Here is a 12,758-nt window from a genome sequence, read left to right on the forward strand (position 1 = left end):
CCTTAGAAGCTTTTTGTGTATAAATTTTTCCTGAAGAGGGTTGATCTAATCTATTAAATTGTCCAATTAAATGATTTATACGAGTCCGAAATATGATTAAAATGACTGATAAACATTTGCTTATTGATGAAGGTAACGCCTTTTACGTACATGATGACATCGAGGCCAATAGTTTGCTATTGGAAATTCATTATCAAAGTTGCGGGATAAGTGGAGTTGTTTACGGAAAATATATTCGCGCTCCGGGAAAAGGCCGTTTTATGGACGGCGATATGAAATTAGGATCCTATGATAAAACAGGAATTTCCGATTTCTTCGTTGATAATGATCACAACATATACTTGGATGATATCGAAGCGTATTTGCGGACCTTCAGTCCCTCAACCGAGATTTATAAACTAAGAGCGGGTGAACATGGTTTCTTAAAGCAGAAAAATTGGGAGCTTTTTATGCCTAAGCTCCGTTCGGATATTACCCAAGCTGATGAGAAAGAAGGCTTGATACAGTTAGCCCATGGGGATGGTATCATCCTTGCTCAAAAACTAGCCATTCAATTTGGATTACAGATAGATGCCCGGTCAGGGGTTAACTTGCTGGCCGCCATCTGCCTGAAGATGATGTCAATAAATGAACTTACAGCACTTACACTCCTGCATGGTGTTTGGAACGAGGCTCAATCGAAAGAACTTGTATATCAGGCGGAAAGTGATGTTAGTTACTATAGTGATAGGATTACATTTTTAGAATATCGGGTCGTTAATGAGATGCTTATGTAAAACGTTTACTTCCCATATATTCATTACAGATCTCTGTCATTAGTACATTGCCGTTTTTGGCAGACAAGCACCGATGTCCATTATGTAAGCCATTCTCCATTTCTAAAACTCTTTAGCATGATGATTGTTTTTTCCTTTATTTTAACAAAAATTTAAATACAATTTCAATCTATGCCATTAAATCCAAGGCTAACGCGTATTCAGGGACACAATCGAATCAAAGAAGCTTTAATACTTGATGCTGAATGCTATATAATTCTTTGGATAACAGGGGGCAAAGGTGTTTTAAAGATCGACTGTGAGGAGTATGAGCTCATAACTAATCGAGTATTTTATATGATGCCCGGCCAAAAAGTATCGTTTGTTAAGTTGCCGCAGACAGGGTATATTTTACATTTTACGGAAGAATTTCTGATTAATTCAACAGAAAATAGGGGAAAGAACATCTTATTGGAGTGGTTGTTCATACCTCAAGTTTTTTTTGATCCGGATGATATACAGTTATTGGATTTTAAATCGCTTTGGGAAATATTGGAGCGAAATTGGAAGCAGGAATCTTTGGGTTTTCTAATTGCAAAATTAATCAATTTAATTTGGGTTTATCCACAGGCCATTCAGATGAGAAGTAGAGATAGCCGATTATTAAAAGAAGAATGGACGTTAATAAAGCATTTGAAAAGAAATGTCGAGCTATATTACAAAGAACGTAAGGATTCGAGTTTCTATGCAAAAGAACTGAATGTGCCGCTTTGGCGTTTAAATAAGATTGCCAGACAGGTGTTGGGTTCTTCTGTACATGATATTGTGCTGGCAAGAACCTTACTGGAGGCAAAACGGCTTCTTACTACTACACGTCGTTCCATAAAAGAGATCAACTTTGAACTTGGATTTAAAGATCCTTCTTATTTTAATAAGGTATTTAAAAGACTTTGTGGTGTCTCGCCTAGTACCTATCGTACGCAAGAAAGACGCTCTGATTAAGTTCGCCTAGCCTAGAGAGAAAGAATATACTTAAAGCTATTCCATAATTGTGCGTCGGGAATCGGCGCTTCCAAGTAAACCGATCGATGGTCGATAGGATGTGGAAAATGCAATCGCTTGGCATGCAGGGCGATAGCTCTTCTGGGCTTCTCGCGTGGAAAGCCGTATTTATAGTCGCCAACTATGGGACAACCGATGGCTGCTAACTGTGCTCTGATCTGATGTGTGCGACCCGTAAAGGGATATACCTCAATTAAAAAGAAATCGTCCGCTTTTTCTAAGAGGCGATAAGCCAATTCTGCTTTGACACTATTGGGTTGGGGTTCGTTATGGGTATAGCTGATGTTCTGCTCTTTGTCGCGCGTCAGCCAATGAACTAGTTTGTCAGATGGGATAAGAGGAGGATTCGCGACAATAGCCCAATAAGTCTTTTCAACCAGTCTGGCTTTAAAGAGCGCTATCATGCCTTCGAGAGCCACAGTCGTCTTAGCAAAAAGTAATAATCCACTTACCCTGCGATCAAGCCGATGGACCGCGCGTGTTTGTATGTCCTTATGATGCTTCTCACTTAAATAAGCACTCAGCATTTCTTCCAATGCTCTTTTTTCTTTGGCAGAGGCCTCTACCAAATAGCCGGATGGTTTATTGATAGCAACTAGGTGCTCATCTTCGTAAAGAATATGTTGATCTATTTTAGGCATAAACAGCATTCGCACGATATCAATGCAAAGATAATAAAAAGATCATTTCGGCTATATAAGAAAGGGAAATCTAACATAGACGAAAAAAAAAATTAACTTGTAATTGCTTGATACCCTAGATATTGCTATATTCATTGGGTCATTTAAAAAGCCTTGCTGCGAACCATAATATACCTACTTTTGTTCCATTTTTTGCCTATTGGTGTCATTGCCCAAAGCCAGTATCCATCACATACGGCCTTTATTATTTCTCTTGGCGATCAATTAGGTTCACTTGGCCTTGGCACTGAATTAATACCCGATTGGAGATGATCTGAGTGGGTTTTAATCGGGTTTAAAGAGAAGAACAGAATAGATACAACCGTGTCTGGACACATCTGGCACCTCACTGAACATCCAGATTGAGTTGTTTTATAATTTTGCATATCGATTTAATACCTATCAATGGCAGCCTAAGGAATGGAATAATAAAAAGAAGAAAAATTATAGACCATCAAAAAATCAACAACTCCGTTAAAGCTAATACATAGCAATATGAACGTAAAGAAAGTTGCTTCCGAAAGAATCTTGTCAGTTGATATCATGCGTGGTCTTACGTTGCTGCTGATGTTGTTTGTGAACGATTTGTTCGAACCGGGAGTCCCTGCTTGGTTGCTCCATACAAAGGTGAATGTTGATGGAATGGAACTGGCGGATTGGGTGTTTCCCGGCTTTTTATTTATAGTGGGAGTGTCAGCGCCATATGCGATCCGTTCTAGACTGAATAAGGGATTAATAGGTTGGGGACATTTTGTTGCTGCTTTAGCTTGCCTCCTATTGATGGACAAATCACCTCTTTGTTTATGGATTTTTTGTTATATTGAATATACGGTCTACCTTGGGTACTGGTTTGGCCCGAAATGATCAATTCGGTATTTGAGGTAATACTTGACGGCAATATTCCCTTTATTCTATCTAAGATTGGCGGGACACCAAGCTGGGCATTCGTCTGTAATGGTATAAGTCTTTTAATATATGTTTTTTTATATTTTTTGGTTGATATAAAAAGATATAGTACGCGCTGGGGTAATTTATTTCGTTTTGCAGGAAGAAACTCCTTAACAACCTATTTGGCTCCGGATGTCATTTATTTCGTCTGTTGGGGTTGGGGGATCTCTTTTTTTTATAAGCAAACATCCAGTCAATTATTGGCGATAGGAGGTTCGATGATATGGGCTTTTCTTATGCTTGGATTTGCCTGGCTCTTAACACGTATGCATATACGCTTAAAATTATAATATTAAAAGTAAACGAATATAAATTGAAGCGAATTGCCGAAGCAATTCGCTCTATCATGATGGTTAGCGTTATTCGTTGTGGTACAGCTAGTTGATACTTGCTGGTACGGCCTTTTTGTAAAAAACCTCTCCATTGTCGCTTAATAAGTTAAGCGCGTTGACTAAATTATTCACTTCTTCCGCCTTTACTTCCCGGAGCACGATGGTGACCTCCCCTCGGTATCGCATATAAATATAAAATAGTGTTAGCATCACATTTCGCTAGGTAAGCAAATGTAGGTTTTTGAAACGGTTTGTCAATCAACACTTTTGGAGCATTATTTCTCAAAAAAGCGAGGTGTTATACGATGGAGAAAAATTATTCTTGAACTACGTCGCACGAAATAGGCCTATATTAAAGAGAGTTTCTTAAGATTAGCTTTGTTGGATTACGATGTCTAATAATTTTTTTTCCTTCAATAGTTTCTGCTACTTTTTTTGCCATCGCCTCAAAATCAGATGAAATTACAGTAATGCCTCCTTCCAGGATTTCCTTGACGTCCGTGTCGTTATAGGAAATTAAACCAATATCCTCGCCTAGACGATATTTTTTTCTGCGAGCAAGTTTGATGAGTGCTACATCATCTGTGTCATACCTGCTAAAGGTTATGTATACATTGCCTCTATAAAAGTTGGCAGACGAAATCTCGTGTTGAATAATATAAGGATATTGATGCTCCTGGCAGAATTGCAAGAAACCTTCGATGACCAAACGAGCATGAAACGCTTCAGGTGGCACAATTAATATCAACTGCTTATATTTTGCAAGCTGCGCTTCAACTTCCGATAGTGCATCGTAAATATCAGACTTGAAGTCCTGATAAATGGAAGAATAATTTCCCTGAAGATGAGCTTGGTCGAAATCTATCAAGATCCTTTTAGGAGCAGGTATGCTATTTAATATGGTAGAAACATCCTCTTTAAGGTAAGCCGCGATTACAAAATGCGTATAACTGTGAATGTTTTCGGTAATAAGTTTTTCGAAAACCTTGGAATTATGATGATGAAAATAAACGTCAATATCTGCTTTATCTTTAATGGCTTCAAACAGCGTATGATAAAATTTGTCTCGCATAAGATTCATTTTATCAAGCAGGAGAAAAACGCGAAAACTGTGATCAACTGATTTTTTCCGCACATAGTACCCCTTTCTGTAAACCGACTCAATAATTCCTTTTTCGAGCAGATAGTTCAAACCTTTTAGAACCGTTTCCTTACTGATACCAAACTGATGCTCAAATTGCTTAAGTGAGGGTAAGCGCTCGTTTAACTGTAGTTCACTCCTTTCAATTAATTGCAATATATGGTCGACGAGCTGTAGGTATTTCATTCGTTGCACTGAAGAATCTCTGTTCTCTTGCAGGTTTTTAGTTTCCATATACGTTAAGGTGTTATTCCTACCAAAGCAAACCAGGTTTTCTTGAAGATAATTGGTTTATAAAAACACTTTGGCAAGCGAAATTAAAAAAAATGTTTGGAATTTGAAATTGATTTCCTAATATTGCGATGTGGTTTTCTTACCAGACCAGACCATACCAATTAAAACTAAATTAATGAAACCATGTGTAGGCTTTTTTTAATCTTTCTCTGCGCTCTAATCGGAATGGGAACCGTGTCAGCGCAACAAAAACGAACAATTTCAGGTGTAGTTGCGGATGAAATAACTGGACAACCCTTACCTAGCGTTACTATATCGGTGGCTGGGAAACAACAGCGAACAAAAACGGACGCAAAGGGAAAGTACATACTTGAATTAGAACCCTCTGACCGAACTCTAACCTTTTCGTTGGTCGGCTACGAAACGCAAACCCAAACGTTTCAAGAAAATCGAACACTACTTAACGTACTGTTGAAAGAAAAAAAGGAATTATTGAATGAGGTTGTGGTAGTGGGATATGGTACCCAACGAAAAATCGAGACGACGGGTTCTATTGCTTCCGTAAAAGCTGATGAGCTGACCCAGATGCCGGTTGTGAATGTGGCGCAAGGACTTCAATCGCGGGTTTCAGGTGTTCAGATTAATCAAAATTCAGGCTCGCCGGGAGGAAATGTGAGTGTACGGATACGGGGAACGAACTCCATCAATGGTAATTCGGAACCGCTTTATATTGTAGACGGAATACAGATTTCAAACAGTGGGGGTATTAATGATGTCAGTCCGCTTTCTACGATTAACCCGAATGATATTGAATCGGTCGAGGTACTGAAGGATGCTTCGGCTTCTGCTATATATGGTGCGCGGGCGGCGAATGGCGTAGTACTGATTACTACAAAAAGAGGCAAAGAAGGTGCTACCCGCATTGCGCTGGAGAGTTACTATGGGATACAGAAGGTAGGTAAAAAACTTGATCTATTAAATGCGACTGAATTTGCTACATTAGAGAATGAGGTGTTTAAAGATAATTATTATCCAGATCCTGCATCTTTGGGTGAGGGCGTAGATTGGCAGGATCTAATTTTTCAAAGTGCTCCTATTAATAACCAACAGTTAGCTATAAATGGAGGTAACGAAAAAACACAGTTATCGCTATCCTTAAATTATTTTAAGCAGGATGGAATTATTGTGAATTCTGATTTCACACGTTATTCGTATCGCTTAAATGTGGATCATAAAATTAGTGATCGCCTGAAAATAGGAACGAGTATTTTAGGTAGTTATTCTACGAATAATGGTGTTAATGCGGGTGCCGAAACATTAGATGGTGGCGGGGTGGTAACCGGAAGTGTTTTGGGAGCAGCTGTTGGTGCTCCACCAGTATTGCAGGCGTATAAACCCGACGGTTCAGTATTTCCATTTGGCGAGCAAGGAAATGGCAGGTATAGGGAGGTAGTAAACCCGCTCAATTTCACCGAAATCTTACAGCGAAATAATATTAAAAGGACCTTGATCAATTTATTTGGCGAATATACGATTTTGCCGGGTTTGGTTTACAGAGCCTCCTTTAATTCGGATATTGAGAACCGTTTATATGATAACTACTCTCCCTTGTCTATTTTAAATGCTGCTGATATTAATGAGAATTCGGGTTCGGGGTCGAAGGAAAATCGCGACTATCTTAACTTGCTACATGAGAGTTTATTAACCTATACAACTAAAATTGGTGAAGATCATTCCTTGAAATTTACGGGTTTGTTTGCTACGCAAACAGAAAAATATAAAATGAACAGGATCAGCGCAACGGGCTTTCCAAATGATGCGACGGCAAATGAAGCTTTACAGCTTGCTTTAAACCGGATGGTATTGAGCGAAAGAACGTCGCAAAGATTGGATTCTTATATGGGGCGGGTTAACTACGGATTTAGAGACAAATACTTTTTGGATGTTACAGCACGTGTGGATGGATCAAGCAAATTTGGAGCTAATAATAAATACGGCTTTTTTCCCGCTATATCCGGCGCCTGGCGAGTAATTGAAGAACCTTTTCTAAAGGATATAAATGGGATATCTGATTTAAAACTCCGCGCTAGTTATGGTATCAGTGGAAATGCTGGGGGTATTATACCCTATCAGTCGCTCGCAACGGTAGCTTCTAATGGTGGCTATAATATGAATCATACATGGCTTACCGCGATCGGGCCGATGGGTATTGCGAACCCAAATTTACGCTGGGAAAAATCGAAGCAATTGGATATTGGGCTGGATCTTAGCTTATTTAACAATCGGCTATCGTTTGTAGGAGATTATTATCATAAACGTACAGACGATTTACTATATGTGCTGGCCCTTCCTTTATCTTCCGGATATCCTACCATGACGGGGAATTATGCATCCTTGGAGAATAAAGGAGTAGAACTGGCGGCGAATGCGACAATTTTTGAGGGCGATTTCAAGTGGTCGGTAGCGGCTAATGTGACGATAAACAGAAATAAAGTGCTGGATTTAGATGGCGGCGTGACACAGGAGCGGTTCATTACAAATTATACACTGCTCAAAGTGGGTGAGCCACTTGGTGTTTTTAAAACCTACGTCTTTGATGGAATCAACCAAAGTGCAGAGGAGATTGTTCCGGGCTACGATGGCCGAGTAGGTGGGCATAAAGTAAAGGACATCAACAATGATGGAATTATTAATTCGAATGACCAAATCATTACAGGAAACCCTAATCCTAAATTTATTTATGGCTTCTCTACCAATTTAAGCTATAAAAACTTCGATTTGAGCGTATTCTTATCGGGAACACAGGGCAATGATATTTATAACATCAGTAGACTGTCATTTGAAAACCCCATCGGGCAACGGAATCTATTTAAAGGGGTGGTGAATCGTTGGACACCGGAGAATCACAGCAATCAATATGTCAGTCCTTTCGTAGGGGGAAGATTGCCGATAAGCGATTACTCCATGGAAGATGGTTCTTACCTACGCTTACGTAATGTGACTTTGGGATATAGATTGTCAGGACTAAAAGGTGTATTGCGTGATCTGAGAATATACGTAAGTGGCAATAATCTTTTTACAATTACTGATTATTCGGGTTATGATCCGGAGGTAAACACTTTTGCAGGTTCAAACAAGGAGATTGGGGTTGATAATTTGGTTTATCCGCAAGCCAGATCATTCATAGCGGGTATTCAGGTGAATTTTTAAGTGCTCTCTAAAAAGTAAGCAGATGAACCCGACACGAAGGCTCCATCTAACCATTAAACCGCCAGAGGCAGCATGAACCGAGTGAACCGAACGAAGTGAGCTCACGAATACCTTAGAATACCAATTTAATGAGTAAACGAGCTCATGAATACCATTGAAAATAAATACTTATGAATAATGCCTTTAGAAACATGCAATAATGAATAAACAAAAATGTAAACAGATGAAAACTTTTCAATATAAAAAACTTTGGAAATTATTGTCGGTATTGATAATAACTTCTACCTATATTTCCTGCAGCATGGAGGAAGATGTCTATTCTTCTATTATTACTGAAACTTTTTACAAAACAGCTTCGGATGCTGAGAAAGGTCTTCTCGCAGCCTACGGCGCCATGGGAGGTTTGTATTCGGGGCCGGCCGCAACCTTAGTGCCCGATCTGAGCAGTGATCAGATTTTTCCGCGTGCGGTGGTGGGTCGAAATTCACTGACTCTTTTTACGCTAGATCCAACGTACACGATTCAGCGAAGTCAGGGCAGATTAAATGAATCGCCACAGCAAATCTGGACCTCCTGCTACAGTGGTATTGAACAGGCCAACTGGGTACTTACAAAGGTGCCGGAAATTACCATGGATGAAAATAGGAAAAAGCAAATTTTAGGTGAAGCATATTTTTTGCGAGCATTTTACCATTGGATGCTTACAAAGAACTTCGGTGAAGTTCCCATAAAGATTAACCCTAGTGTAACGGAGGCAGATGCTTATACACCTAAAAGCGCAGTGTCGGATGTGTACAGTCAGATATACAGCGATTTGGACAATGCGTATGCCGCAGGTTTACCTTCCTACCCGTCGATAGTGCCCGGAAGGCCCTCGCGGGAAGCTGTTTATGCACTTTATGCGAAAGTGGCATTGTATAACGAAGACTGGTCGACTGCACTGGAAAAAGCACAATTGGTAATCAGTTCGGGAACTTATTCGCTCATACCGAATGTGGTAGATTTATACGCGTATACAAAGGAGGAAGATGCGCGAAAGGAAATGATCTGGTCTTATGAATGCGATCCTATTTCGCCGGGAAATGGCCACCAATTGGTTGGACTTTGCGGTCCATCGGGTAGTGCGGGAGTAGAATATGCCCGTACATCTTTCGGTTCTATGTTTGCGTATATGTCATTTTTCAATTCTTTTGACCCGAGCGATCAAAGAAGGCGGTTGTTGGATACTACTTACTTGAATAGGGATGGAAAATGGGTTCCGCAAAGGAATATTTCGCCTTTTACGCCGCAAGCAGTTTTAATTAAAAAATACCAGGATCCGGTGTCTACAACCGGAACGATTCGGAATATTCCCATTTTGCGCTTGGCCGATGTGTATTTAATTGCAGCGGAGGCAGAAGCAAAATTAAATGGGCCAACAGCGCTGGCTTACTCTTACTTAAATGCTGTTCGTACGCGCGCTGGCCTGCAAGAGATAGCGCCTGGCTTAGGAAATGAAGGTTTTATTGATGCGGTAATACAAGAGCGAGCATGGGAGTTCTTTGCGGAAGGCGATCGCTGGTATGATTTGACAAGAACCGGTAAATTTATGACGGTTATCCCGACAGCAACAAACGATGTGTATCCGCAACGGAACGTGCAAGCGAAATATCGGTATTTTCCCATTCCGCAGGATGAAATAAATGCTAATGATCAGTTGGTGCAAAACCCTGAATGGAATTAAGTGATGACAAATTGAGAAAAAGAAATCCCTATGAATGATCGCCTATTTATTTGTATCAGCTTGGTTCTTCTAAGTTTAACCGGCTTTGCTCAATCTAATGTAGATTTGGAAAATGAGTATCTTAAGTTGCAGTGGACGAAGACAGCACAGGGCTATCGGTTGAATCAACTTATTTTAAAAGATGGGCAGCACGCCGATTCGGTAGTTAATACGCTGGGCGAATACACGATATTGTACAGCAAAGATGTACCAGATACAAGCAGTCCTAATGGGCAGGCTTATCAAATTAATTTATTTAAAGCTTATCCGCATAATTTGAAGATGTGGAAAGAGGCGCTTCAGCCAGTTCCCTTAAATACGGCGGGTAATCCGATTTCGTTTTTTCCTGAAAAAGTTGATCGGGTTGGTGGTAAACTGCGCTTTAAGCAGGATACGGATGTACTTTCCTTGGAGTCACTATGGCAGTTAGACAGTTCGGCGAAAGACATTTTGGTGGAGATACGCCTTACGGCGAAAAAGGCTGGATATTATGCCATAGCGAGCCCAACACTGTATCCGATAGAAGAGCAGCATTTAAAATGGGCGATCCTTCCGGGTTACTTCCAAGGAAAAAAATTGGAACCAAATTTAATGCTAGCATACGGTTACGGACAGGGTATACCAGCTAAACCGGTTATTGTGCGCGAGCGGGTCGCTAGCACCTTAGCTCCGCTCGTGCAGCAGCTGAATGGTCTAAGTTTGGCAGTAATACCGGCACCGGGGACAGGAAGGGATCCTTGGGAGTCGGATACCATCACGCAACGTAAATGGCGCTTGGGCTTGTCTTTAATGAACCGTACGGGGCAGCTTTCGCCTACCTTATATCATCCCGTTTTAGGTGAAGATAGCTCCTACATGCATGCGGGCGAGCAGCGCATTTTTCGATTTAGATATGCATTAAATACGGATAACTGGTTTGCGCTTTATAAGCACGCAGTGTATGATATTTATCGGTTCAAAGATTTTCTAGCATTAAAAAACACGAATGAATCACTCACCCATCGCATTGGTGCTATGGTTGACTATCTGAAGAATAAATCGACTTCTCTTTGGAACACCTATGATTACCAGGGATTAAAAATAGGCGCGCAAGCATACTTGGGACCCATCGCTGGATCTGACCGCGATGCGGTTAAAAATTCAGACTACGGTGCTATGTGGATGACGGCCAAGTTAAGTGGTGATATGGTACTTCAAAAAGAACGACTTCCTTATGCGCGCAACTTTAAATTGGTTCAGCAACAGCAGGATACCGGCTTTTTTCAGGGCGCTGCAATTGGCCAGTATTACTTGTGGAAAGGCAAGCGTTTTACCGAAGAATGGGGCGACTACGTGGAACCCATCGCTCTGACTTATTATACAATGATTGATCTCGGAAATATACTGTTATATCAGCCGCAAGACGTGGAACTGTTAAAACGCTTGCGGGCGGGCGGAGATAAGTTGTTGGATTGGCAAAAGGCGGATGGACGATGGGAAGTTGCTTATGATCGTAAGACAACGCATCCGGTGTTTAAGGAATTGACGGACCGACGACCGACTTTTTATGGATTAGTGGTTGCATATCGTTTGCTGGGCGACAAAAAATACTTGGAAGGTGCTAAAAAAGGCGCTGATTGGTTGATGGAGGAAGCGGTAAATAAAGGTTCGTTTTTGGGGGTTTGCGGGGATGTGCGTTTTGCACCGGATTTTGCAACAGGCCAGACAGCGCAGGCATTTCTTGACTTGTATGACATCACTAAAAAAGAAGCTTATCTAAATGCGGCTATCGAAACGGCCCGTTTGTATACAACTTCTATTTATACACACCCCATTCCCTCGAAGACAAATAAGCATGTTAAGGGGACCGAGTGGAAAGACTGGCAAATTAGTCAAGTTGGTTTAAGCTTTGAGCATGGTGGAATCTTTGGTTCTGCTAATGTCTCCGGTCCAATTTTATTGGCCAGTCATGCGGGTATGTTTGTGAGGATGTTCGAACTTACGAAAGATTCAATTTTTATTGATATGGCACGTGCTGCGGCATGGGGAAGAGATGCATTTGTTGATCCGGCTAGTCACGTTGCTTCTTACTATTGGAGTACGATGAATGCAGGACCCGGACCGTTTCCGCATCATGCCTGGTGGCAGATCGGATGGATCATGGATTACCTCCTTTCGGAGGCTTCCTTAAGAACAAATCAGCTGATTGCTTTTCCAAGAGGATTTCTAACCCCTAAAGTTGGCCCTCATCAGCCTTATGGCTTTGCAACAGGCAGCTTGTTTAATGAAGAGGTGGAACTACATCTTCCAAAAAAAACGATCCGGTTAACGAATGAGAAAATCGACTATTTCTGCGCCAAAGGTATCGCGAACGATACCTATTATGTTGTGTTGATGAATAACAGCACAGAAGATCAACAGATAGAGTTGACTACCGACGGCCTATATGAGCATAAGCTAGGGAAGCCAACCGGAAAGCTGGTTTTGTTAGATCAAACAGGGGTGGTTTTGCGCAAGAGGGCGCAGATAGAAAATAAGATAGCTATGCACATTCCAGCCTATGGTTTAAGAGTAGTAAAACTTGATTGACAAACCTCCCAATGGATAAAAAAGCGCTTATGCGTTTTATGAGTGCAAAAATATAATACAAACGAA

General features: G+C 40.9%; 10 protein-coding genes. 7 read left to right on the top strand and 3 right to left on the bottom strand.

Annotated features, from left to right (window positions below):
* The first annotated feature begins 101 nt into the window (after positions 1–101).
* Together ACH11B_RS10190 and ACH11B_RS10195 are read left to right on the top strand one after the other, a co-directional pair.
* A complete protein-coding gene (locus ACH11B_RS10190; protein WP_377613543.1) occupies positions 102–776 on the top strand; it encodes a hypothetical protein in 675 nt (224 codons plus the stop codon).
* Between the two features lie 171 nt (positions 777–947).
* A complete protein-coding gene (locus ACH11B_RS10195; protein WP_013665268.1) occupies positions 948–1,757 on the top strand; it encodes a helix-turn-helix domain-containing protein in 810 nt (269 codons plus the stop codon).
* Positions 1,758–1,768: 11 nt separating this feature from the next.
* On the opposite strand, the gene ACH11B_RS10200 is transcribed toward ACH11B_RS10195, so the two are convergent.
* Positions 1,769–2,458, bottom strand: a complete 690-nt coding sequence (locus ACH11B_RS10200; protein ID WP_377613541.1) for an RluA family pseudouridine synthase — start codon at positions 2,456–2,458, stop codon at positions 1,769–1,771.
* Positions 2,459–2,992: 534 nt separating this feature from the next.
* Here ACH11B_RS10200 and ACH11B_RS10205 point away from each other — a divergent pair.
* Together ACH11B_RS10205 and ACH11B_RS10210 are read left to right on the top strand one after the other, a co-directional pair.
* Positions 2,993–3,361 carry a hypothetical protein gene (locus ACH11B_RS10205; protein WP_377613540.1) on the top strand — a complete coding sequence of 123 codons (369 nt, stop codon included), beginning with the start codon at positions 2,993–2,995 and terminating at the stop codon, positions 3,359–3,361.
* Positions 3,358–3,735: a hypothetical protein gene (locus tag ACH11B_RS10210; RefSeq protein ID WP_377613539.1), complete on the top strand. Its 378-nt coding sequence runs from the start codon at positions 3,358–3,360 to the stop codon at positions 3,733–3,735. The genes ACH11B_RS10205 and ACH11B_RS10210 overlap by 4 nt, the downstream gene beginning before the upstream one ends.
* 87 nt (positions 3,736–3,822) lie before the next feature.
* Here ACH11B_RS10210 and ACH11B_RS10215 read toward each other — a convergent pair whose 3' ends face one another.
* Together ACH11B_RS10215 and ACH11B_RS10220 are read right to left on the bottom strand one after the other, a co-directional pair.
* Positions 3,823–3,987 carry a hypothetical protein gene (locus ACH11B_RS10215; protein WP_377613538.1) on the bottom strand — a complete coding sequence of 55 codons (165 nt, stop codon included), beginning with the start codon at positions 3,985–3,987 and terminating at the stop codon, positions 3,823–3,825.
* Positions 3,988–4,129: 142 nt separating this feature from the next.
* Complete coding sequence (locus tag ACH11B_RS10220; RefSeq protein WP_013665272.1) at positions 4,130–5,152, bottom strand: GntR family transcriptional regulator; 1,023 nt, start codon at positions 5,150–5,152, stop codon at positions 4,130–4,132.
* A gap of 225 nt (positions 5,153–5,377) precedes the next feature.
* Here ACH11B_RS10220 and ACH11B_RS10225 point away from each other — a divergent pair, with 225 nt between their 5' ends.
* The 3 genes from ACH11B_RS10225 (at position 5,378) to ACH11B_RS10235 (ending at position 12,692) form a co-directional block, all read left to right on the top strand.
* Positions 5,378–8,362, top strand: coding sequence for a SusC/RagA family TonB-linked outer membrane protein (locus ACH11B_RS10225; protein ID WP_377613537.1), 2,985 nt, complete (start codon positions 5,378–5,380; stop codon positions 8,360–8,362).
* A gap of 223 nt (positions 8,363–8,585) precedes the next feature.
* A complete protein-coding gene (locus ACH11B_RS10230; RefSeq protein WP_377613536.1) occupies positions 8,586–10,085 on the top strand; it encodes a RagB/SusD family nutrient uptake outer membrane protein in 1,500 nt (499 codons plus the stop codon).
* Between the two features lie 30 nt (positions 10,086–10,115).
* Positions 10,116–12,692, top strand: coding sequence for a glycerophosphoryl diester phosphodiesterase (locus ACH11B_RS10235; RefSeq protein WP_377613535.1), 2,577 nt, complete (start codon positions 10,116–10,118; stop codon positions 12,690–12,692).
* Positions 12,693–12,758: the final 66 nt, after the last annotated feature.

The organism is Olivibacter sp. EAT-5 (assembly GCF_044784325.1).
Taxonomy (GTDB): domain Bacteria; phylum Bacteroidota; class Bacteroidia; order Sphingobacteriales; family Sphingobacteriaceae; genus Olivibacter; species Olivibacter oleidegradans.